This is a genomic window from Micromonospora sp. NPDC003816 (assembly GCF_042874705.1).
Classification (GTDB): domain Bacteria; phylum Actinomycetota; class Actinomycetes; order Mycobacteriales; family Micromonosporaceae; genus Micromonospora.
In genome coordinates, this window is record NZ_JBIANP010000001.1 from 1,291,967 (window position 1) to 1,314,566 (window position 22,600).

The window sequence follows — 22,600 nt, forward strand, 5'->3', positions numbered from 1 at the left end:
CCGGGCGGAGTCACGCGTCGATCCGGGCGGTCGGCGCGTCGACCGGTCCTCGTCGGATCCGGCCCGCCCGGAGCACCTGCGCCGCCGCGATCAGCAGGTACGGCACGACGGCCAGGGCGAACGCCCACGCGGTGTCCGTCGCCGTGGCGAGCAGGCCGAACCCGGCGTACACCGCGATCGTGGTCAGGTCGGTGAGCGTGCCCGCCAGCGAGGTGACGGTGGCCCGGGCCGGGCCGCTGATCCGGGCCTGAAGGCGGGCGTCGGCCAGCACCGAGGCGAGTTGGAAGCCGGCGAACGCCGCCGCGACCAGCAGGAACCCCACCGGCGTGCGCAGCAGCACCCCCACCGCCAGGGCCACCGCCGAGGCGGCCAGCAGCAGGGCGTACCCGCCGGTGCGAAGCCGCTGCCCGGCCGGGGCGAGCAGCCCGCCGGCCATCTGGCCGAGGGTCACCACCAGCAGCAGCAACGGTACGGTGGTCAGGGCGACGCCGGTGTCCCGGGCCAGCAGCGGGAGGTACTCCTCCAGCGCGCCCCAGATCGCGCTCACCACCGCCACCAGCAGCACCGCCACGCGGACGGATCGACTGCCGCGCGCCTCGGCCACGCCGAGCCGTAGCCCCTGCCACCAGCCCGGCTCGTCGGGTTCGGTGGACGGCGCGGCGGCGGGGCGGTGGTGGTGGCGGCGGTGTTCCGGGAGGCGGGTCGCGACGGCGGCGGCCAGCAGACAGGCCGCGACGCTGGCCGTCCCGACCATCGGGTAGCCGCCGAGCCCGAGCACCGGCCCGGCGAGCAGGATCGACCCGAGCACCCCGGCCGTGCCGGCGGTGCGGGCGCGGCCGATGGTCCGGGCGTACCGGTCGGCGGCGCCCACGTGGTCGAGTTCGTCGAAGACCAGCGCCTCCAGCGCGCCGGAGGCGAGTGCACCGCCGGCTCCCCAGAGCACGAACCCGACGGCGAACGCCGGATAGGACGGCAGGAGCGTCCACAGACCGAAACCGAGGGCGCTGCACAGCGGCGCCAGGGCGAGCACCAGACGCCGGGAGGTGGCGTCGGCCCAGGCACCGGCGGGCACCTCCAGTACCAGACCGGTCAGCGACCAGATCACGAACAGCGAGGAGATCTGCCCGACCGACAGCCCGGTGTCGGAGAAGAGCAGCACGTACACCGGGTAGAGCAGGACCAGGTCGGTGAGGAACGTGTACGCGTAGAGAGTGGCCGCCAGGCGACGGCCGGCGGCGGAAGCGAGGGTCATCGAGGCCATCCGGACGGGTGGGGAGCGATTACGGACACCGTGTGTACGGCGTCCGAGGGCGGCCCCCGGCCTCGGTCAAGGCATCAATGTCGCCAGGTCATGCGGTGATCGTAGGCGCCGGCACCACCCGGTGCCACCCCGTTGCGGCTCGGGCGAACGACGGCGTCGCGGCAGACGACGACTGCCGGACGCGTCGCGGGACGGGACCGTACGGTCCCGTCCCGCGAGGTGACGCCGTCTGGGTCAGCGACCGGACGGGCCGTCGTTCTTCGGCAGGATGATCGTCGACTCGCTGTCGTCGGCAGCGGTCCGCGGCGACGGCACGTCCGGTCCGGTCGACGTGACCTGGGTGGTGTCCGGGTCGTCGGTCGTCGCGGCGGACTGGCGCGGCAACGCGGTCGTGGTGTCCGGGTCGTCGTCGACCGGCTGCTGGCGCGGGAACGCCGTGGTGGCCTCCGGGTCGTCGGAGTCCGCCACCGACTGACGCGGGAACGCCGTGGTGGCCTCCGGGTCGTCGGAGTCCGCCGTGGACTGGCGCGGGAGCAGCGTGGTCGGGTCTGAGTCGACGTGGGGCGGGGTGACGACCTGGGTCGCCTCCGGGTCGTCGGCCACCGGCACACCCGACGAGGTCCCGGTCGCGAACACCGGCGTGGCGGGCGGCGGGTCGGCGGCCGGCGCGCCGAAGGTCGCCCCACCGGGCGGTACGGGTGCCGCCGCCGACTCGGCCAGCCGACGCTCGGCGGCGGTCCGCTGCTCCTCCCGCTCGCGGGCGGCCTGTGCCTCGCGCTCCCGGGCGGCCTCCGCCTCCCGCTCGCGGGCCGCCTGCTCCTCACGGTCCCGGGCCGCGTGCTCCTCGCGCTCGCGGCGGGTGGCGGAGTAGGCCCGAGCGTGCTCGGCGATGGTGCGCGACTCCGCCTCGGCGCGGGACAGCCACGACTCCCAGCGGTTCTGCATCGGGCGGATCAGCCCGCCGCCCACACCGACGACGAGGATGCCGCCGACGGTGGCGAGCACCGCGATCAGCACCGGGGTGGTGACGGCGGTGGCCACACCGATCTGGTTCAACGCCGCGATGACGCCGAGACCGAGAATGAACGCCGAGGCGATGGTGGCCAGCAGCCGGCCGTAGGACAGCCCGCCGAGCGCGCCCGAGATCAGGTCCTTGACGGCGCTGGCGATGGCGGCGGCGACCACCACGATGACGATGGCGACGAAGGCCCTCGGCAGCCAGGCGATGACGCCGGCGATCAGGTCCGAGATCGGGTTCGGCCCCCAGATACCGAACGCCAGATAGAGGGTGAGCAGCAGGATCCCGTAGTACGCGAGCTTCGCCACGACGTCACTGGCGTCGTACCGGGAGCGGGCCAACGCCCGACGGATACCGCCGCGTTCGACCGCCCGGTCGAAACCGACGCGTTCCAGCAGCCGGCCGACGAGTTTCAGCACCGCCTTGGCGATCAGCCAGCCGGCCACCAGGATCGCCACGAAGGCGACGGCCTTGGGTAGGAAGAGGAGTATGCCACGGAGGGTGTCCCCTACCGCGTCGCCGAAGTTGTCTCGCATCCGTTGGTCCTTTGCAGGGGCGGTCGGTTCGTCCGGCCCGACCTACCCACGGGCGCTGCGCGAGAAACGTCGCGAGTGTCCGGCCGTCAGCCCGGACAGGAGTACGCGACCTCGGTGGCCGCCTGCGCCGACGACGGCGAGACGACGTTCACCGTGGCCGTCTCGGTGGTGCTGCCGACCCCGCTGAACGTCCACCGGAGGGTCAGCTCCACGGTCCGCTGCCCCGGACCGAGCCGCTCGGTCAGCAGGGCACCCGGTGCGCTCCCGGACCGCAGCCACTGGTACTCGACGGTGCCGGGGCGGCCGTTGGTGCGTACCGTGGCGACGACGTCGACGGTGACGTCGCACCGCTGTCCCGCCGGGTGGGGCACCGCGACGCTCACCCCGCTGATCTCCATCGGGTTCAGCCGCTGCCAGATCCAGAAGCCGACCGCGGCCAGCAGCACGAGGGTGAGCAGAGTGGACAGCACCGACACCGACCGACGCCAGAGCGACCTGCGGCGCGGTGCCGGTGTCGGCCACGCGGGCGCCGACGGCGGGGCGGCCGGCACTCCGGGCCCGAAGCGCAGTTCACCGCCGGGTCCGGTGGTCGGTGCCGCGAGCGCACCGCTCGTACGCACCGTGGCGGCCCCTCCCGGGTGCGCGGCCGGTCGCGCGGTGGTCGCGCTACCGAGACGGGTGGTCGGATGGGCGCCGTCCACCCGGACCGTCGGTTCGTCGGTCGAGGTGGGCGGGGGCGGCCACGCGTGGGTCGGGTCGTCGGGCTGGGTCACGGCAGGTCTCCCGGAGGTCGTGAGGCGCGCGCCCGGTCAGCCCGGGGTGCAGAAGGAGTAGAGGGTGACGTACGTCGTGTCACCGCTGGTGGTGTTGCCGGCGGCGTCCGTCGCGACCACCGTCACCGGGATCCGGACGGTGGTCGCGGGACGGGGCAGATTCGCGAGGACGCCCTGGAAGCGGTTGCCGCCGGCCGGGTCCATGCGCCGCTCGTACGACTGCTTCTCGATCGTGTAGCGGGCGCGGACCCGCAGGTCGTCGGCGTCCGTGCGGTCGTCCTGCACCAACGCGGTGACGGTGCTGGCGGTGGGCCCGTACGGGCAGCCGGCGGGATCGAGCGCGGTCGGGCTCGCGGCGACCCGACCGACGGTGGGTGCGGTGACGTCCGGCGGCGGGGCGCTGGTGCTCGTCGACGGCGACGGGTCCGCCGTGGACGGTGCGGGATCGGTGGGTGTCGGCGAGCCGGTCGGCGCGGTGGTGCTGGCGGTCGGGGCGGGGGGCGGCACGGACGTCGGGGCGGGGGTGGCGGTGGGGCCGGGCGTGGGGGTGGGGGTGGGGGTCGGCGCGGCCTCGGTCGGCGCGGGTGGCCCGGTCAGGTCCGTGGTCGCCTCGGAGGCCGCGCCGGTCGGCACCGGCGGCTCCTCCATCGTGTAGCCGAGTCCGGCGCCGCCGACCAGCATGGCCGCCACCAGGCCGCCGCCGACCAGCGCGGCCCGGGCCCGGCCGGTCCGCCGCGTCGCCGGCCGGCGACCGGTGCCGTCGTCGGTGGTGGTCGCGCCGAGCGCGGTGGTGGCCACGCTGACGGTGCCGCCGCTGCCGTCCCGGAACGGGAACAGGGCGGCCAGCAGGGCGGCCCGCTGCGCCAGCTCCCGCAGCCCGCGTTCCTCCCAGTCCGCCCCGTACGCGCCGACGGCCGTCTCCTCCAGCTCGGCGAGGAAGACCCGGGCGGGCTGCGGCCGGTCGTCGGGGCGCTTGGCCATGCCGTGCCGCAGCAACCCGTGCACCGGTCGCGGGGCCGGGTCGGTGGGGATCGGCGCACGCGCGTGCTGGCGGCGCAGGGTGGCCAGGTCGCCCCCGTCGTACGGGGGGCGGCCGGTCAGGCACTCGAAGAAGGTGGCGGTGGCCGCGTAGATGTCGCACGCCGGTTCGGCGGGGGCACCGGTCCACTGCTCGGGGGCCATGTAGCGGGGTGTGCCGGTGACGCTGGCACCGGCGTCGGCACCGACCGGCATGGCGATGCCGAAGTCCGCCAACTTGCTGGTGCCCTCGGCGGTGACCAGGACGTTCTCCGGCTTGTAGTCGCGGTGCACCACCCCGTGAGCGTGCGCGGCGGCCAGCCCGGCGAGTGATCCCTTGAGGACACAGAGGGCGGACTCGGGTGTGGTGGGCCCCTGCGCGCGCAGCATCTGGCGCAGCGAGACGCCGTTCACCAGCTCCATCACGATGGCCGCGCCGTCGGGTGCCTCGACGTACTCGTAGAGGCGGCAGACGTACGGGTCGTCGATCTCGGCCAGGAGTCGGGCCTCGTCCCGGAAGGCGTACCGGAACAGCTCGTCGTGGAGCTGACCGGTCAGGTACTTGATCGCGACGGGCGTGCCGGTGGCGTCGTGCACGGCGAGGTCGACGGTGCCGGACGCGCCGGCACCGAGCCGCCGGACCAGGGTGTATCCGGGAACCTGCCATCCGATCATGTCGCCGCTCCCCGCGCTCCGCCCAGCGTGAGGGTGGGCACGCTGCTCATTGTGGCCGCCGACGGCGGCGGGACCATCCGCCCGACAGGTGCCTTCGTCACCCCGGGTGGCCGCCCTGCGGCTCGTCCGATCGACGACGTGGCCGCCGGGGGCTCGGCGGTCGACGGACGATGGTCGGTCTCGGACACGACGTCAGAGATAGCACCTCGGGTCAAGACCTGCGGCGCACCCGGCACGGCGGAGTCGGACGTCGACCTCCGTCGACCTCTGGCGCCGGGAACGGTCCGGCAATATCCTCCACTCTTAGAGTCATCCGTGGAGCTGGTTTTCACGAACGCGCCGTTCCGGAGGAGAGGCCATGCCTGCCGAGCACACTCAGTGGGACCGCCGGACGATGCTGCGCGCGGGCCTCGGCGCCGCCACCGCCGTCGTCGTCGGGACCGGTCTCGCCCACCCCGCACCGGCCGAAGCCGCCGACGACCTGGACTGGATCATCGACTGCGACGAGTGGGGCGCCCGCCCGCCGACCGGCCCGCTGTCGGCCAGCGGGACAGCCACCAACAAGATCATCGTGCACCACATGGCCTTCCCCAACGTCACCGACCACTCGCGGGAGCGGGCGGTCGCGCTCGCCCGGGAGTGTCAGGACCTGCACGTCGACGGCAACGGCTGGTCGGACACCGGCCAACACTTCACGATCAGCCGGGGCGGTTACGTCCTCGAGGGCCGGCACGGCAGTCTGGACCGGCTACAGGCCGGTGAGCGGCAGATGATCGCCGCGCACTGCCCCGGGGAGAACGGGCGGGCCATCGGCATCGAGAACGAGGGCACGTACGTCGACCAGACCCCGCCGGACGCGCTGCTGGACTCGCTGGTGCGGCTCTGCGTGGCCGTCTGCCGGCGGTACGGCCTGCACGCCTCCGACATCTTCGGGCACTGGGACTTCCGCACCACCCAGTGTCCCGGGGCGGCCTTCTATCGAGAGTTCCCGACGCTGCGGCACCGGGTCTTCCGGGCCCTGGGCACACCGCCCCGCGACGTGCCGGCCCGCCGCTGGCCGGACGTGTGGCGCTTCGTCAACGCCCCCACCGTCCGCGTGGCGCAGTACCTGCTCGCCCACCACGGCTACCCCGTCGAGCCGACCGGCACCTTCGACGCGGCCACCGTGGCGGCGGTGCAGGACTGGCAGGCCCGCCAGGGGCTTCCGGTCGACGTCGACGCCACGCTGACGGCCGCCACCTGGGAGACCCTCGCCCCGGACCTGGGCCGGGGCAGCGCCGGCCTGCCGGTCACCGCCGCGCAGGACCTGCTCGCCGGCAAGGGGTACGCCGACGTGGCGCCGACGGGGGTGCTCGACGAGCCGACCCGACGGGCGGTACGCGACCTGCAGGCGCTACACCGGCTGCCCCGCACCGGCACGGTCGACAGCGGCACCTGGTGCACGATCGTCGGCGGGGTGGTGCGGCAGTCGCTGGTCCGGGCCTGAGCCGCGTCGCCGGGACGTTTGACCTGGCCCGGAGTCGGAAAGTGTGGCGGGATGAGATGGGCCCGCCACGCCGTACCCGCCGCCGTCGCCGCACTCGCCGCGCTCGCCGCACGCGACCTGCTTCAACGCGAACACGCGCTGCGCCGCAACTTCCCGGTGCTCGGCCGGGCTCGCTACCTGCTGGAGTCGATCGGGCCGGAGCTGCGGCAGTACATCGTCGCCGGCAACAACGAGGAACGCCCGTTCACCCGCGACCAGCGCCGCTGGGTGTACGCCTCGGCGAAGCAGGAGAACAACTACTTCGGGTTCGGCACCGACAACGACATCGAGTACACGGCCGGTTATCCGATCATCAAGCACCGCACCTTCGGTCGGCCCGTACCGCCGTCGGTCCCGACCATGGGCCACGACGTCCGGCTGCCCGTCGCCAAGGTGCTCGGCGCGGCCCGGGGCCGGGCCCGCGCCTTCCGGCCCGAGTCGGTGGTGAGCATCTCGGGGATGAGCTTCGGTTCGTTGTCCGGGCGGGCGGTCGAGGCGCTGAACCGGGGTGCGGCGCTCTCCGGCTGCCTGCACAACACCGGCGAGGGCGGGGTGTCGCCGTACCACCGCAACGGCGGTGAGCTGATCTTCCAGATCGGCACGGCGTACTTCGGGTGCCGCGACGACCGGGGCCGGTTCGACCTGGCCCGGCTCAAGGACGTGGTGGCCGCCAACCCGGTCCGGGCGTTGGAGATCAAGCTCAGTCAGGGTGCCAAGCCGAGCCTCGGCGGGTTGCTGCCGGCGGCGAAGGTCTCCGCGGAGATCGCCGAGACCCGGGGCATCCAGGTCGGCCGGGACTGCGTGAGCCCGTCCCGACACGCCGAGTTCTCCGACTGCGACAGCCTGCTCGACTGGGTGGAGTTGCTGGCCGCCGAGACCGGCCTGCCGGTCGGCATCAAGTCCGCCGTCGGCGACCTGAGCTTCTGGACCGAGCTGGCCGACCTGATGCGGGACACCGACCGGGGCGTCGACTTCGTCAGCGTCGACGGCGGCGAGGGCGGCACCGGCGCCGCACCGATGATCTTCACCGACTCCGTGTCACTGCCGTTCCAGCAGGGCTTCGCCCGGGTCTATCCGATCTTCGCCGAGCGCGACCTGCACGAGCAGGTGGTCTTCGTCGGTGCCGGCAAGCTCGGCCTGCCGGACAACGCGGTGGTCGCGTTCGCGCTCGGCTGCGACATGCTCGCCGTCGGCCGCGAGGCGATGCTGGCCATCGGCTGCATCCAGGCGCAGAAGTGCCACGACGACAGCTGCCCGACCGGGGTGGCCACCCAGAACGCCTGGCTGGCCCGGGGCCTGGACCCGACGTCGAAGGCCGAGCGTGCCGCGCACTACGTCAAGACCCTGCGACGGGATCTGATGAAGGTGGCCGAGGCCTGCGGGGTGGAACACCCCGGGCTCATCGACGCCGACTCCGTCGAGATCCTCGGCGGCCGCACCAGTTCCACCCCGCTACGCGAGGTGTACGGGTACCAGCCGGACTGGGGCCTGCCCTCGGCCGCCGATCAGAAGGCGATCCGGGACCTGATGTCCACCGAGGCTCCGCAGGGCGGCAGCGCTCCCCCGTCCCCGACCGCCCGCAGATGATTCTCCCGACGATCTGACGTGTCGGGCGACGCGCTCGCGCACCCTGGCGAAGCCGACCGCCGACACGGTCACGGTGCTCGGCACCGCGCGGGCGCTGCTGCGGGTGCTGCCCGACCTGTGACCTCGGCCGATGCGGGCGCGGTGGGTCCGGGGCCCGGTCACCGGACGAGCGGGGCGTCGGCGGCGGGGAGGGGCATGGCGCGGTGTGCGGCGATGCCCGCGCGGGACCCGACGTCGACGACCCGGTCGAGGCGGGCGGGCGGGGCGTGTTCGAACCGGATCCGGGCCACAGCGGCGAGGACGGCGGGCCGCCGTCGCGGATCGGGTACGAGCCATGCGCCGGTGGCGGTCGGCGCGAGGGTAGCGGTGACGAGGTCGACGATCCAGTCGATGTCGCTCCAGCGGGCGCGGTGGACCAGAGGGGTGACCTGCACGAGAGCTCCTGTGTCGTCGGGCCGGTCGGTGACGCGGACACCGGTGCCGGCCGGTGCCGTCTGGTCACGGTCAGCGAACGCGAACGACCTTAACCCACAGCGATACTCCGATCACAGATTGCTCCATGTGTCGGGACATGGACAGTTCACGCACACTGGTCCAACCAGTTGACGAGTTGACGTGCGCTGCGCCACACTGCCCGGCATGGCATTCGTCCCCGTCACTCGTGCCTCCGTCTCCGACCTCGTCTTCGGGCAGCTCCGCGACGCCATCGTCAGCGGCACCTACCGGACCGACGACACCCTGCCCGGCGAGCGGGAACTGGCCGCCGCGTTCCAGGTCAACCGGCACGCCGTCCGCGAGGCGCTGCGCCGGTTGCAGCAGCTCGGCCTGGTGCGGGTCAGCCAGGGCGGGGCGACCCGGGTGCTCGACTGGCGGGTGCACGCCGGGCTGGACCTGGCCCTGTCGCTGGTGCAGTCCGGTGACGTACTCCCGGTGACCACGCTGCTGCGCGACATGATGGACATGCGCGCGTGCATCGGCGTCGACGCCGCCCGGCTCTGCGCCCGTCGGGCCGACCCGGCCGCCCGGGACCAGGTCGTCCGCGCGGTCGAGGAGTTCACCGCCCTCGCACCGGACCTGGTGGCGATGGGCGAGGCCAACATCGTGCTCTGGCGGCGGATCCTCTGCGGCAGCGGCAACACCGCGTACCTGCTGGCCTTCAACAGTCTGGTGGCCGGCGCCCTCGCGGTCGGCAAGGTCCCGCCGCAGCGGCGCGCCGCCGAGTTGCTCGACGTCACCGGGCACCGCCGGCTGGCCGGAGCCATCGCCGAGGGCCGGGCCGACGACGCCGCCGACCAGGCGCGGGCCCTGCTGACAGCCCCCCTCACCGATCCCGCCAGGAAGGACAGCCGCGCATGATCCCCGCCGTGCTCTACGCCGTTCCGGCGTTCCTGCTGCTGATTCTCGTCGAGGCGCTGTCGTACCGGTTCGCGCCGGACGACACCGCACGCGGCTACCAGGCACGGGACACCGCCACCAGCCTGACCATGGGTGCCGGCAGCCAACTCGTCGGCGTGCCCTGGAAGCTGCTCACCGTTGGGCTGTACGCGGCGGCGTACACCGTCTCGCCCTTCCAGCTCTCCCCCGGCGACTGGTGGGTGTGGGTGCTGCTGTTCTTCGCCGACGACGTCGCCTACTACTGGTTCCACCGGGCACACCACGAGGTGCGGCTCTTCTGGGCCGGGCACGTGGTGCACCACTCCAGCGTCTTCTTCAACTTCTCCACCGCCCTGCGGCAGAGCTGGACGCCGATGACCTCGCTGCCGTTCTGGCTCGTCCTGGCGCTGCTCGGCATCCCGCCGTGGATGATCTTCCTCCAGCAGTCGATCAGCCTGCTGTACCAGTTCTTCCTGCACACCGAACGGATCACCGTGCTCCCCCGGCCGATCGAGTTCGTCTTCAACACCCCGTCGCACCACCGGGTGCACCACGGGTCGAACAACGAGTACCTCGACCGCAACTACGGCGGCATCCTGATCGTCTGGGACCGGCTGTTCGGCACCTTCGCCCCGGAGGGCAACGCCGTGCGGTACGGGCTGACCACGAACATCGGCACGTACCACCCACTGCGGGTGGCCACCCACGAGTACGCGGCGATCTGGCGGGACCTGCGCGGCACCACGAGCTGGCGACACCGGCTCGGCTACCTGCTGGGTCGCCCCGGCTGGCAGCCCGCGCGGGCGACCGCCCGACCCGGGGCGCTGGCCGGATGAGCGGGCCGGCCCACACCACCGACCCGACGCGTCGACCGGACCGGTCAGCGCGTACCCGGCGCGACACGCCCTGGCTCGGGGCGTTCCTGGTGGTGGCGGTCGTGGAGCTGATCGCGGTGGCGGTCGACGCGACCCCGCTGCAGTGGCTGGCCAAGCCGCTGCTCGCGCCGCTGCTGCTGGCCTGGCTCTGGCGGGTACGCGGACAGACCGGCCTGGTCGCTGTCGCGCTGGTCTTCGCCACCGCCGGTGACATCGCGCTGCTGGTGCCGGGCGAGGTCGCGTTCCTGGTCGGGATGGGCTGCTTCCTCGGTACGCAACTGGCGCTGATCACCGCGTTCGTCCGCCTGAGGCGGCCGCCGGTGCCGGCGCTGGTCGGCTACCTGCTGCTCTGGGCGGGCGCGATGGCGCTGCTCTGGCCGCGCCTCGGCGACCTGCGCTGGCCGGTGCTCGGGTACGGCCTGGCGCTGACCCTGATGGCCGCCACCGCGACGGCCGTCAACCGGCGGGTCGCGGTCGGCGCCGCGCTGTTCCTCGTGTCGGACCTGCTGATCGGCCTCGGCGCGGCCGGCACCACGCTGCCCGCACACGGGGTGCTGGTGATGACGACCTACAGCGCGGCGCTGCTGCTGATCACCACGGGCTGGGCGGCCCGCGACGAGCCCGGTCAGACCGGCGGCATCAGCCCGCCCCGGTAGGCGGCGGCCACCGCCTGGGCACGGTCACGAAGTCCGAGTTTCATCAGCACCCGGCCGACGTGCGTCTTCACCGTCGCGTCGCCGATGTGCAGCCGCGCGGCGATCTCGGCGTTGGACAGCCCGTGTGCCATCTGCACCAGCACCTGCCGCTCGCGGTCGGTGAGCCGGTCCAGCTCGGCGGTGGTGGGCGCACGGTGCTCGCCGAGCGCCGCGAACTCGGTCAGCAGCGCCCGGGTCACCGCCGGGTCCAGCCACGCCTCGCCGGCCGCGACGGCACGGACCGCCATGGTCAGTTCGTCGGGGACGGCGTCCTTGAGGAGGAACCCGGACGCACCGGCCCGCAGCGCGGCGCGGACCGCGTCGTCGACGTGGTAGGTGGTGAGGACCAGCACCCGCACCTCGGCGTCGTCGGCGGTGATCTGGCGGGTGGCGGTCACCCCGTCGGTGCCCGGCATCCGCACGTCCATCAGCACCACGTCGGGGCGGATCCGGCGGGCCAGCTCGACGGCGGCGGCACCGTCGTCGCACTCGCCGACCACCTCGATGTCCGCCTCGGCGGCGAGCAGCATCGCGATCCCGGACCGCACCAGCGGTTGGTCGTCGGCGAGCAGCACCCGGATCAGGAGGTCACCGCCACGGTCGACAGGGCGCGCAGCGGCAGGCGCGCGTACACCCGGAAGCCCTCGCCCGGCAGCGGCCCGGCGGCCAGCTCGCCGCCGACCACGGCGACACGCTCACGCAGGCCGAGCAGGCCCCGACCGGTGGACGGCAGCCCGCCCGACGGCGTGCCGCCGGTGTCGCGGACCTCGACCTCCAGGTCGTCGCCCCAGGTGAGCCGCACGGTGGCGGTGGCCTGCGGGCCGGCGTACCGGGCGGCGTTGGTCAGCGCCTCCTGCACCGTGCGGTAGGCGGCCAGGCCCACGCTCGCGTCCACCGGTCGCGGCGGGCCGTCGACGGTCAGGGTCACCGGCAGTCCGGCGTCCCGCATCCGGACGACCAGTTCGTCGAGATCGGCGGGCCCGGGATGCCGGTCCTCGACGGGGGCCGGCGGGTCGCCGGGCGCGATGACGGCGAGCATCCGCCGCAGTTCCTCGACGGCCTGCCGGCCGGCCTGCTCGATGTGGGCCAGCGCCTGACCGGCCCGGTCCGGGTCGGTCGTCACGATCCGGCGGGCGCCACCGGCCTGCAACAGCATCACCGTGACGCTGTGCGCGACGATGTCGTGCAGCTCGCGGGAGATCCGGGCCCGCTCGTCGGTGACCGCCCGCTGCGCCTCGACCACCCGCAGCCGCTCGGCGGCGGCGAGTCGCCGCCGGTTGCTGCCGGCCCACCGGCCCAGCGCCCACGTGCCGGCGACGACCGTGGCATAGACCAGGGCGAGCCCGACGAAGACGGCGGTACGCCGGCCGGCGTCCTCCCGTCCCGCCAGCCACGCCTCGTTGGCGGCGATGACCAGGTACGGCGCCAGTGCCGGGACGGTGGCCCAGGCGCGGTCGGCCGGCGCGTGGGCACCCACCGCGTAGAGGGCCACCAGCACGCCGAGCACCGGCTGGTAGCCGGGAACCAGCGCGGTGCCGACCAGGCCGAGTGCCCAGACCAGCGCGAACACGGTGACCGGCGCCCGGCGACGCCAGAGCAGGGCGACCGGGGCGAGCGCCGCGAAGGCCACCAGCAGCAGCGTCGAACCGTCGGGTCCGGCCCGACCCAGGTCGGAGCCGGCGGTGGAGAAGAGCGCCAGGTCGAGCACCCAGACCACCGCGGCGACCAGGACGTCCCGCCCGGCCGGTCGGCGGGTACGGTCCGACGGGTCCACGCTCCCGACCGCCGCCGACTCGGGCCGGACGGCCGGTGCGGTCGGTGACCCGGCGGCGGTCGGCGGGCCGGGCGGCGTGGGCGGCGACCCGGCGGCGCTCGGCGACCCGGCGGCGGTCGGTGGCCCGGCGGCAGTCGGCGGGCCGGGCGGGGTGGTCATCGGGGGCCGTGCGGCTGGCAGAAGCAGAAGAGGATGCAGAAGCCGCCGGTCAGGTCGCGCATCGAGTCGAACCGGTGCTCGGCCCGGCGCGGCTCGCGTTGGGCCAGCTCCAGTTCACCGGCCCGGCGCAGCAGGTCCTCGTCGATCACGTGGATGTCGCCCCGGACGATCTCCTGCCGACGCAGCGCCTCCCACAGGTCACCACCGGCGGCCTCGATCGCCTCGGCCAGGGCGGCCGGATCGGCGTGCCCGACCTGGGCGCGGTAGCCCGAGGTCCGGCCGAGGGAGGCAACGAGCGCCAGCGGCGCGCGGTCGGTCAGTCCGAAACGCCGCCACTTCCACACCGGCGCCACCTCGATCGGCAGGTGTTCGACAAGCCCGGCGGGGAAGATCACGACCTCGAGGTCGGCGTGCGGGTCGAGCAGCAGCTTCGGCGGGTCGGGTACGAGCACCTGGTCGCCGTCGATCAACACACCGGCGGCGACGTGGCCGGCGGCCCGGTCGGGCGCACGACGGTCCTGGACGGAAACTCTGATCTCGGCGCGAATGGCCGTGTCGACGCACACTCTGGTCCTCCGGGGGAGCGGGTGCGTGAACCGTAGGCCGAAAACGATCATCCGGCTGTCAGATACCGACACCGAATCCGTCCGCCCGCCGCTTGACACCTCCCCCCTTCACCCGACCCCCACCCCACCCCCACCCCACCACCCCGCCCCGCCCGGGTTGATCAAGAAGTTTGAGTCCTGCTTCTTCGTGGATCGTGAACCAAACTCCTTGATCAACAAGGCGAGGGGCGGGGCGGGGCAGGGGCAGGGCGGGGGGAAACGGGGCGGGGTCAGGGTTGGTGGTAGAGGGCGGAGATGTCGTCGGCGAAGTGGGACTCGACGGTGTTTCTCTTGATCTTGAGGGTGGGGGTCAGTTCGCCGTCGTCCTCGGTCAGGTCCCGGGCCAGGATGCGGAACGTCTTGACCTGTTCGGCGCGGGAGACCGTGCGGTTGGCGTCGTCGATGGCGTGCTGGATCTCGCCGCGCAGACCCGGGTCGTCACGCAGGGACGCCAGCGAGGCTCCGGAGTGCCCGTGACTCTCCCGCCACCGCAGCCACGCCTGCGGATCGACGGTGACCAGCGCGGAGACGTACGGGCGGCCGTCGCCGACCAGCATCGACTGGCTGACCAGGGGATGCGCGCGGATGAGTTCCTCGATCGGGGCGGGCGCGACGTTCTTGCCCGCCGCGGTGACCATGATCTCCTTCGTCCGGCCGGTGATCCGCAGGTAACCGTCGTCGTCGAGTCGACCGAGGTCACCGGTACGCAGCCACCCGTCGTCGGTCATCGCCGCCCGGGTGGCCTCGGGATTGTTCCAGTACCCCGGGAACACCACCTCGCTGCGGACGTGGATCTCCCCGTCGTCGGCGATGCGGACGCGGACCCCGGGCAGCGGCCGACCCACCGTGCCGATACGGATCGCGGTCGGCAGGTTGGCCGCGAGTGCCGGCGAGGTCTCGGTCAGCCCGTACCCCTCCAGCACGGTGAGGCCCGCGCCCCGGAAGAAGTGTCCGAGCCGCTCCCCCAGCGGCGCCCCGCCGACGATCGCCAACCGGCACCGCCCGCCGAGGGTGGCCCGCAGCCGGCGGTACCCGACGAGGTCGAACACCCGGTGGGCCAGGCGCAGCGGCAGTCCGGGCCCGCCCGCGCGGTCCAGGGCCCGGCTGTACCGCACGGCCACCTTCTCGGCGAGCGTGAACACCGCGCCGCGGTGGCCGTCCTGCGCGGTCTGCCGGGCCTGGTCGTACATCTTCTCGAACATCCGGGGCACGGTGAGGATGAACGTGGGCCGGAACCGGCGGAGCTGGTCGAGCACGCCGGACATGTCGGCGCTGTGCACCATGGTGGCCCGGGTGTGCACCATGCCGACCTGGATGAGCCGGGCGAAGGCGTGCGCCAGCGGCAGGAACAGCACCGTCGACGCGCCGGGGTGCAGCACGTCGGGCAGCACGGCGGTGGCGTTGCCGATGTCGGTGGAGATGTTGCGGTGGGTCAGGACGCAGCCCTTCGGCGCGCCGGTGGTGCCGCTGGTGTAGACGATGGTGGCGATGTCCCGGCCGGTCACGGCCGCACGCCGCCGGTCCACCTCGTCGGCGTCGACGGCCCGCCCCTGGGCCGTCAACGTGATCAGGTCGCCCGCGTCGATGCGCCACGTCTGCCGCAGCTCGGGCAGGTCCGGCCGCAGTCCGGTGACGGTCGCGGCGTGGTCCGCGGTCTCCACCACACAGCCGACCGCGCCCGAGTCGCCGAGGATCCACCGGATCTGGTCGGTGCTGGAGGTGTCGTAGATCGGCACGGTGACCGCACCGACGGACCAGAGCGCGTAGTCGACCACGGTCCACTCGTACCGGGTCCGGCTGAGCAGCCCCACCCGGTCGCCGTGCGCGACGCCGACCGCGAGGAAGCCCCGGGCCAGTGCCAGCACGTCGTCGCGGAACTGCCGGCAGGTCACCGGCAGCGGGCCGCCCCGCCCGGAGCGCCGTACCGGCCAGGAGCGGGGGTCGGGGTCGGGGCGTACGAACTGGACGGCGTCCGGATCCTCCGCCGCGTTGCGCCACACCCGGTCGGCCAGGCTGCCGTCCTCGCCGCCGACGATCGGATCAACCGCTGTCTCCCGCACGCCCGCCCACCTGCCGTCGTGTCGCCGTCGGGCTGATGGTGGCCCGGTGGCGCGAGCCCGGTCCCGGAAACGCGAATACGCGTCCCGCGCCGGTGCGGGCCGTGCTAGAACCGCACGCCGCCGCCCGACCGGCCCCCTGCCGGACCGGCCCGGGAACACGGACGGCGGTGGCCCGACCGGGACAAGCCGGACCACCGCCCCCCACGCGCCGTCCGGTGGTTACGCCGGAGGCTCGGCCACCACGGGTACGCCGGTGGCCAGGTCACGCACCGGCAGGCCGAGTCGCCGTACCGCCGACTCGATCAGCTCACCGGTGGTGAGTTGCAGGTCGAGCACCACGCCACGCTCGTCCCGCCAGAGCGGTTCCAGCGTCGCGGTCTGCGAGTCCAGCAGGCTCGGCGGCATGTAGTGGTCGGCGCGCAACGACATCCGTTGCCGGATGGTCTCGGTCGGTCCGTCGAGGTGGACGAAGTCGACGCTCGGCGGGCCCTGCCGCAGCACGTCCCGGTAGGAGCGCTTCAACGCCGAGCAGGCCAGCACCGTCGACACGCCCTCCCGGTGCCGGTCGGCCATCCATCCGGCCAGGGCCCGCAGCCACGGCCACCGGGCGTCGTCGTCCAGGGGTACGCCCGCCCGCATCCGCGCCACGTTGGCCTCCGAGTGGAACTCGTCGGCCTCGGCGAACACCAGCCCGGTCAGCGCGGCGACGCCGTGGGCCACGGTCGTCTTGCCCGCGCCCGACACCCCCATCACCACGATGTGCCGGGTCGGTAGGTCACCAGTCATGGACCGTGCCGTCCATCAGCCGGTTGAACGGCAGGTAGGCCGGCTGGTACGGGTAGCGCGCGGCGGCCTCCTCGTCGAGTTCGACACCGATGCCGGGCTGCTCACCCGGGTGCAGGTAACCGTCGTCGAAGGTGAACGACTGACGGAACACCTCGTTGGTGAGCGGACCGTGCCGCATGTACTCCTGGATGCCGAAGTTGTGGATGGCCAGGTCCAGGTGCAGGGCGGCGGCCATGCCGACCGGCGAGATGTCGGTGGGGCCGTGGATACCGGACTTGATCTGGTACTGCGCGGCGAAGTCGAGCAGCTTGCGCATCGCCGTGATGCCACCGGTGTGGGTGACGGCGGAGCGCACGTAGTCGATGAGCTGCTCCCGGATCAGGGTCTGGTAGTCCCACACGGTGTTGAAGATCTCGCCGATGGCCAGCGGCGTGGTGGTGTGGTGACGCACCAGCCGCAGCGCCTCCTGGTTCTCCGCCGGGGTGCAGTCCTCCAGCCAGAACAGGTCGTACGGCTCCAGGGACTTGCCCAGCTTGGCGGCCTGGATCGGGGTCATCCGGTGGTGGCCGTCGTGCAGCAGCGGCAGTTCCGGACCGAACTCGTTGCGGACCGCCTCGAAGACCCCGGGCAGGTGACGCATGTACGCCCGGGTGTCCCAGTCCTCCTCGGCCGGCAGCGGGGTGCGCTGGGCCGGCTCGTAGTCGTACCGCTTGCCGCCGGTGCTGGGCTGCGCGGCGACCCCGTACACGGCGTTGATGCCGGGCACCGACGTCTGCACCCGGATCGACCGGTAACCCTGGTCGAGGTGGGCCCGGATCGAGTCGAACAGCTCCGGCAGGTCCCGCCCCGACGCGTGCCCGTACGCCATGATGCCGTTGCGGGACGCACCGCCGAGCAACTGGTAGAGCGGCATCCCGGCGGCCTTGGCCTTGATGTCCCAGAGCGCCACGTCCACCGCGGCGATGGCCGCCATGGTCACCGGTCCCCGCCGCCAGTACGCCGAGCGGTAGAGGAACTGCCAGGCGTCCTCGACGCGGTGCGCGTCCCGGCCGATCAGCAGCGGGACGACGTGGTCGCGCAGGTACGAGGCGACCGAGAGTTCACGCCCGTTGAGTGTGCCGTCGCCCAGGCCGGTGATGCCATCCTCGGTTGTGATCTTCAAGGTGACGAAGTTGCGGTCCGGACTGGAGACGATGACGTCTGCAGCGACGATCTTCACGAGGGTGCCTTTCTCGCAGGTGATGCTCAGCGAAGGGTGGTGCCGGCGGCGCTGCCGGTGATCAGGGACAACTCGTCGCGGCGGGGTAGGCCCTCCCAGTCGCCGTGTCCGGCGACCGCGAACGCCCCGAGCGCCACCGCGCGCCGGAGCCGGTCGGTCAGGTCCAGCCCGTCCAGATGCCCGGAAAGATAGCCGGCGGTGAACGCGTCACCCGCACCGACGGTGTCGACGGCGGTGACCGGCACCGCCGGGACATGCTCCACACCGTCCACGGTGTACGCGCGGACGCCGTCGGCACCGAGCTTGACCAGCACCGTCGACACCCCCCGCCGGAGCAGGTCGGCGGCGGCACCGTGTTCGTCGGCCCCGGCCTCGGCGACCAGGTCCAGTTCGTCGGTGGAGGCCACGACGACCGAGGCGTACCCGGCGAGCGGGGTCAGGGTCGTCCGAGCCTCCTCCCGGGACCACAGCCCGGCCCGGTAGTTGACGTCCAGGCTGACCGGGATGCCGGACTCGGCCGCCGTGCGGACCGCCCAGCTCACCGCAGCCCGCGCACTGTCGGAGAGCGCCGGGGTGATCCCGCTCAGGTGCAGCAGGCGGGCACCGGCGGCGAGCGGAGCGCGCAGGTCGTCGACGTCGAGCGCCGCGCCCGCCGAACCGGCCCGGAGGTAGCGCACCCGGGACACGTCGGCGGTCCGCCGCTCCAGGAACATCACGCCGGGCGGGCGCTCCGGGTCCCGCCGGACGTCGGCGGTGTCGACGCCCTCGGCCCGCAACTGCCGCAGCACGAACTCGCCCAACTCGTCGTCGCTGACCCGGCCGGCCCAGGCCGCCCGGTGCCCGAGTCGCGCCACACCGATGGCCACGTTGGACTCGGCGCCGGCGAGGTGCATGCGCAACGGGCCGCCGGCCGCCAGCGGACCGGAGGACCGCAACGACACCAGCGCCTCACCGACGGTGAGCAGATCCCGCCGAGGCTCGGTCATGTCACCGCTCCGCTGCGCTGCGCGTCGCCATGACACACCCGAACACGATGATTCACTCGCTGACGCTCGTTCATGTCACCGCACCGCGTCGAGGAAGCGGCGGGCCCGGTCGCGCAGGGCGTCGAGGTCTCCGCCGGAGGCGGCGTCGCCCACCAGCGGACCGCCCACGCCGACGGCGATCGCGCCGACCGCCAGGTAGCCGGGCAGCTCGGCCAGGCCGACCCCGCCGACCGCGACGAACGGGATGTCCGGGAACGGGTCGCGCAGCGCTTTGAGGTACGAGGGCCCGCCGACCGAGGCCGGGAAGAGTTTGACCACGCTCGCCCCCGACCGCACCGCCGTGTACGCCTCGGTGGGGCTCAGCGCGCCGGCCGCGACCGGCAGACCACGCCCGGCCGCCTCGGCGATCGACTCGACCACGGCCGGCGTCACCACGAACTGCGCGCCGGCCGCCGACACGTCGGCGACGTCGGCGACGGTGAGCACCGTGCCGGCGCCGACGAACGTGTCGGCCGGGGCGTCGGCCCGGATGGCCGCGATGACGTCGAGCGCACCCGGGGTGGTCAGGGCCACCTCCACCACGCGTACGCCCTCGGCCAGCAGGGCGGTGCCGGTGGCGATGGCGGCGGCGGTGTCGGTGCCCCGGATGATGGCCAGCATCCGGGACCGGGTGAGTTCGGCGGTGATGTCGAAGGTCATGGTCACCATTCCGCGTAGGAGCCGTCGGGGTGCCGGAACATCGGGCTGCGCCAGGCGTGGCCGCGCTTGTCGGCCGCCCGCACCGCCTGCTCGTCGATCTCGATGCCCAGCCCCGGTGCGGTGAGTCGCTGCACGTACCCGTCGACGAAGGTCAGCGGCTGCTGGTCGACGCAGTAGTCCAGCACCTCGGCCCCGAGGTTGTAGTGGATGCCGATGCTCTGCTCCTGGATCAGGTAGTTCGGCGTGGCGAAGCCGACCTGGAGGCAGGCGGCCAGCGCGATCGGCCCGAGCGGGCAGTGCGGGGCGAGCTGCACGTCGAACGTCTCGGCCAGCGCGGCGATCTTGCGTACCTCGGTGATGCCACCGGCGTGCGCGAGGTCCGGCTGGGCCACCGCGATGCCGGCCTGGAGCACCGGGAGGAACTCCTGCCGGTTGTACAGCCGCTCCCCGGTGGAGACCGGCGTGCTGGTGGAGCGGACGAACTCGCCGATCAGGTGGGAGTTCTCCGGCACCACCGGCTCCTCCAGGAACAGCGGCCGGAACGGCTCCAGCAGCGGCGCGACCCGACGGGCGTTGGCCAGGGTGAACCGGCCGTGGAAGTCCACCGCCACGTCCCGCTCGTCGCCGAGCACCTCGCGGGCGGCGGCGACCCGCTGCACCACCGCGTCGAGTTCGGCGACGGAGGCCAGCGGGCTCATCCGCCCGGACGCGTTCATCTTGACCGCGGTCAGACCCGACTCGACCCGCGCGGCGATGTGGTCACGGACCTCGCTGGGTTCGTCACCGCCGACCCAGCCGTAGACCCGGATCCGGTCCCGGACGGGTCCGCCGAGCAACTGGTGCACGGGCGCACCGTACCGCTTGCCGGCGATGTCCCACAGCGCCTGGTCCAGGCCGGCGACGGCGCTGGCCAGGATCGCCCCGCCGCGATAGAAGGAGCCCTTGGTCATCACCTGCCAGTGGTCCTCGATGCGCAGCGCGTCCTGCCCGACGAGCAGCTCGGAGAGCTGCTCGACGGCGGTGCGGACGGTCTCCGAGCGGCCCTCGCAGGTGGCCTCGCCCCAGCCGACGATGCCGTCGGTGGTCTCCACCCGGACGAACAGCCAACGGGGTGCGACGAGGAAGGTCTCGACGCGGGCGATGGTGGTCATGATCGTGTCAGCCCTTCGTCGCACCGGCGGTGAGACCGGAGACCACGTACTTCTGCACGAACAGGGCGATCAGCATGATCGGCAGGGTGACCACGGTGGTCGCCGCCATCAGGCCGCCCCAGTCGATGCTGGCGTATCCGACGAAGTCGAAGATCGCCACGGGCAGGGTCTTCGTGCTCGCACCGGAGAGCACCAGCGCGAACATGAAGTTGTTCCAGGAGAAGATGAACGACAGGATGCCGGCGGTGGCGATGCCCGGTACGGACAGTGGCAGGGTGATCCGCCGGAACGCACCGATCGGGGTGAGCCCGTCGACCAGTGCGGCCTCCTCCAACTCGTCCGGCAGGCCGTCGAAGTAGCCCATCATGATATAGACGATGAGCGGCAGCGAGACGAACATGTGGCTCAGGATCAGCACGCTGAAGCCGCCGACCATGCGCAGGTTCGAGAAGACGTAGTACCAGGGCACCAGCAGCGAGACGCCGGGGATGATCCGGGCCATCAGGACGACCAGCGCCGACTTCTTCATGTTGAAGCGGCTCATCGAGTACGCCGCCGGCACGCCCAGCAGCAACGACAGCGTCGTCGCCGCGAACGCCACCCAGAGGCTGTTGACGATGAACTGGACGTAGTTGGCCTGCTGCAGGACCGTGTTGTAGTTGTCCAGCGTGGGCGTGAAGACCAGCGCCTTGCTGGAGTCGTAGATGTCGACGTTGGTCTTGAACGAGGCGGCGACCATCCAGATCAGCGGCGCCACCAGCGACAGCACCACGACGATCAGCGCGACCACGCGGAAGATCTTGAAACCCTTGCCCGGTTTCATCGGCCCGCCTCCTCCTTCTTCTTGCGCGCGGTGAGGACCCACATCAGGGCGATGATGAGCAGGAAGAACAGGATCAACACGGTCGACGACAGGCCGTACTCGTTGTAGTCGAAGCTCAGCCCGTACGCGTACACGTTGAGCGTCTCGACTTCGTTGAACGAACCGCCGCCGCGCCCCTTGGTGGCGTACAGGATGTCGAAGGTCTTCAGCGCGTCGATGCCGCGCAGCAGCACCGCGACGATCACGGTGGGCATCAGCAGCGGCAGTGTGACGTGCCGGAAGCGCTGCCAGGCGCTGGCGCCGTCGATCATCGCGGCCTCCTGCGGCTCGTCCGAGAGCGAGGTGAGCCCGGCGAGCAGGATCAGCACGACCATCGGCGTCCACTGCCAGATGTCGATGAAGATCGTGGTGGGCAGCGCGGTGTGCTGACCGGCGAGCCACGGCTGTGGCCCGATGCCGACCCAGCCGAGCGCCTGGTTGGCCAGGCCGATGTTCGGGTCGAAGATGAGCCGCCACATCATGCCGACCGCGACCGGGGTGGCCACCAGCGGCAGCAGGATGGCGACGCGGACCCACTTCTCGCCCCGGAACGGCCGCCACAACAGCAGGGCGATAGCCATGCCGAGCACGACCTCGACGAGCAACGCGACACCGGTGAAGGCACCGGTCCGCGCGACGGCGGGCCAGAACCGGTCGGTGTCGGTCAGGACGTCGACGTAGTTCCGGAAACCGATGAACTCCGACTCGGCGCGGACCGACCCCGAGGAGTCGGTGAGGCTGAGGTACGCCGTCCAGGCGAGCGGAAAGATGATCAGCGCGGCGACGAAGGCCATGGCCGGGGCCGCGAAGAGCCACTTGCGATGGTCGTTGGCCCAACGCGCCCAACCGGGCGTGTCGGGCATGACGGAGGCGCTACTGGTCGCCCGCTCGGGGGCGCTGACTGCTGACATCAGATCTCCGTGATGGGAAGGCCGGGCGGGGGTGGCGGGACGATCGGCCCCG

20 protein-coding genes and 1 pseudogene are annotated in these 22,600 nt (G+C 72.8%); 5 read left to right on the top strand and 16 right to left on the bottom strand.

Annotated elements, in window-relative coordinates:
• Positions 1 to 10: 10 nt before the first annotated feature.
• The 4 genes and pseudogenes from ACFYTT_RS05565 to ACFYTT_RS05580 all read right to left on the bottom strand — a co-directional run bounded on the left by ACFYTT_RS05565 (position 11) and on the right by ACFYTT_RS05580 (position 5,280).
• Entirely contained in the window at positions 11 to 1,252 is a 1,242-nt protein-coding gene (locus ACFYTT_RS05565; protein WP_387257891.1) for an MFS transporter, read from the bottom strand.
• A gap of 768 nt (positions 1,253 to 2,020) precedes the next feature.
• A pseudogene (locus tag ACFYTT_RS05570) lies at positions 2,021 to 2,815 on the bottom strand (hypothetical protein); the annotation flags it as partial.
• Between the two features lie 86 nt (positions 2,816 to 2,901).
• Positions 2,902 to 3,588, bottom strand: a complete 687-nt coding sequence (locus tag ACFYTT_RS05575; RefSeq protein ID WP_387257892.1) for a hypothetical protein — start codon at positions 3,586 to 3,588, stop codon at positions 2,902 to 2,904.
• 36 nt (positions 3,589 to 3,624) lie between these two features.
• Positions 3,625 to 5,280, bottom strand: coding sequence for a protein kinase (locus tag ACFYTT_RS05580; protein WP_387257893.1), 1,656 nt, complete (start codon positions 5,278 to 5,280; stop codon positions 3,625 to 3,627).
• 358 nt (positions 5,281 to 5,638) lie between these two features.
• Here ACFYTT_RS05580 and ACFYTT_RS05585 point away from each other — a divergent pair, with 358 nt between their 5' ends.
• Together ACFYTT_RS05585 and ACFYTT_RS05590 are read left to right on the top strand one after the other, a co-directional pair.
• Complete coding sequence (locus ACFYTT_RS05585) at positions 5,639 to 6,766, top strand: N-acetylmuramoyl-L-alanine amidase (RefSeq protein WP_387257894.1); 1,128 nt, start codon at positions 5,639 to 5,641, stop codon at positions 6,764 to 6,766.
• 51 nt (positions 6,767 to 6,817) lie between these two features.
• Entirely contained in the window at positions 6,818 to 8,392 is a 1,575-nt protein-coding gene (locus ACFYTT_RS05590; RefSeq protein ID WP_176094195.1) for an FMN-binding glutamate synthase family protein, read from the top strand.
• 158 nt (positions 8,393 to 8,550) lie between these two features.
• Here the strand turns inward: ACFYTT_RS05590 and ACFYTT_RS05595 are convergent, their stop codons facing one another.
• Positions 8,551 to 8,826, bottom strand: coding sequence for a hypothetical protein (locus ACFYTT_RS05595; RefSeq protein WP_387257895.1), 276 nt, complete (start codon positions 8,824 to 8,826; stop codon positions 8,551 to 8,553).
• Positions 8,827 to 9,031: 205 nt separating this feature from the next.
• Here ACFYTT_RS05595 and ACFYTT_RS05600 point away from each other — a divergent pair, with 205 nt between their 5' ends.
• From ACFYTT_RS05600 to ACFYTT_RS05610, 3 genes are read left to right on the top strand one after another with little or no spacing between them, the layout of a single operon-like run.
• A complete protein-coding gene (locus tag ACFYTT_RS05600) occupies positions 9,032 to 9,748 on the top strand; it encodes a FadR/GntR family transcriptional regulator (protein WP_176094197.1) in 717 nt (238 codons plus the stop codon).
• The gene (locus ACFYTT_RS05605) at positions 9,745 to 10,602 is read left to right on the top strand and encodes a sterol desaturase family protein (protein ID WP_131056935.1); all 858 of its coding nucleotides are present in this window, start codon (positions 9,745 to 9,747) and stop codon (positions 10,600 to 10,602) included. The genes ACFYTT_RS05600 and ACFYTT_RS05605 overlap by 4 nt, the downstream gene beginning before the upstream one ends.
• The gene (locus ACFYTT_RS05610; protein WP_176094199.1) at positions 10,599 to 11,297 is read left to right on the top strand and encodes a lysoplasmalogenase; all 699 of its coding nucleotides are present in this window, start codon (positions 10,599 to 10,601) and stop codon (positions 11,295 to 11,297) included. Before ACFYTT_RS05605 ends, ACFYTT_RS05610 begins: the two co-directional genes overlap by 4 nt.
• Here ACFYTT_RS05610 and ACFYTT_RS05615 read toward each other — a convergent pair.
• The 11 genes from ACFYTT_RS05615 to ACFYTT_RS05665 form a co-directional block, all read right to left on the bottom strand.
• Entirely contained in the window at positions 11,267 to 11,920 is a 654-nt protein-coding gene (locus tag ACFYTT_RS05615; RefSeq protein WP_131056940.1) for a response regulator transcription factor, read from the bottom strand. The two genes, ACFYTT_RS05610 and ACFYTT_RS05615, sit on opposite strands and share 31 nt — an antisense overlap.
• On the bottom strand, positions 11,917 to 13,269 hold the full coding sequence (locus ACFYTT_RS05620; RefSeq protein WP_387257896.1) for a sensor histidine kinase: 1,353 nt from the start codon (positions 13,267 to 13,269) through the stop codon (positions 11,917 to 11,919). The genes ACFYTT_RS05615 and ACFYTT_RS05620 overlap by 4 nt, the downstream gene beginning before the upstream one ends.
• Complete coding sequence (locus tag ACFYTT_RS05625; protein ID WP_176094201.1) at positions 13,266 to 13,835, bottom strand: hypothetical protein; 570 nt, start codon at positions 13,833 to 13,835, stop codon at positions 13,266 to 13,268. The genes ACFYTT_RS05620 and ACFYTT_RS05625 overlap by 4 nt, the downstream gene beginning before the upstream one ends.
• A gap of 269 nt (positions 13,836 to 14,104) precedes the next feature.
• The gene (locus tag ACFYTT_RS05630) at positions 14,105 to 15,934 is read right to left on the bottom strand and encodes a long-chain fatty acid--CoA ligase (RefSeq protein WP_176094202.1); all 1,830 of its coding nucleotides are present in this window, start codon (positions 15,932 to 15,934) and stop codon (positions 14,105 to 14,107) included.
• Positions 15,935 to 16,153: 219 nt separating this feature from the next.
• Complete coding sequence (locus ACFYTT_RS05635) at positions 16,154 to 16,720, bottom strand: gluconokinase (RefSeq protein ID WP_176094203.1); 567 nt, start codon at positions 16,718 to 16,720, stop codon at positions 16,154 to 16,156.
• Complete coding sequence (manD, locus tag ACFYTT_RS05640; protein ID WP_131052619.1) at positions 16,710 to 17,939, bottom strand: D-mannonate dehydratase ManD; 1,230 nt, start codon at positions 17,937 to 17,939, stop codon at positions 16,710 to 16,712. Before manD ends, ACFYTT_RS05635 begins: the two co-directional genes overlap by 11 nt.
• A 26-nt stretch (positions 17,940 to 17,965) precedes the next feature.
• Positions 17,966 to 18,925, bottom strand: a complete 960-nt coding sequence (locus ACFYTT_RS05645; RefSeq protein WP_387257897.1) for a sugar kinase — start codon at positions 18,923 to 18,925, stop codon at positions 17,966 to 17,968.
• Positions 18,926 to 19,000: 75 nt separating this feature from the next.
• The gene (locus ACFYTT_RS05650) at positions 19,001 to 19,624 is read right to left on the bottom strand and encodes a bifunctional 4-hydroxy-2-oxoglutarate aldolase/2-dehydro-3-deoxy-phosphogluconate aldolase (RefSeq protein ID WP_236145677.1); all 624 of its coding nucleotides are present in this window, start codon (positions 19,622 to 19,624) and stop codon (positions 19,001 to 19,003) included.
• Between the two features lie 2 nt (positions 19,625 to 19,626).
• Positions 19,627 to 20,775, bottom strand: a complete 1,149-nt coding sequence (gene dgoD, locus ACFYTT_RS05655) for a galactonate dehydratase (RefSeq protein ID WP_131052616.1) — start codon at positions 20,773 to 20,775, stop codon at positions 19,627 to 19,629.
• A 7-nt stretch (positions 20,776 to 20,782) separates the two neighbouring features.
• A complete protein-coding gene (locus tag ACFYTT_RS05660; RefSeq protein WP_131052615.1) occupies positions 20,783 to 21,598 on the bottom strand; it encodes a carbohydrate ABC transporter permease in 816 nt (271 codons plus the stop codon).
• Positions 21,595 to 22,548 (bottom strand): carbohydrate ABC transporter permease, encoded by a 954-nt coding sequence (locus tag ACFYTT_RS05665; protein WP_236145676.1) that lies wholly within the window; start codon positions 22,546 to 22,548, stop codon positions 21,595 to 21,597. The genes ACFYTT_RS05660 and ACFYTT_RS05665 overlap by 4 nt, the downstream gene beginning before the upstream one ends.
• Positions 22,549 to 22,600 lie beyond the last annotated feature (52 nt).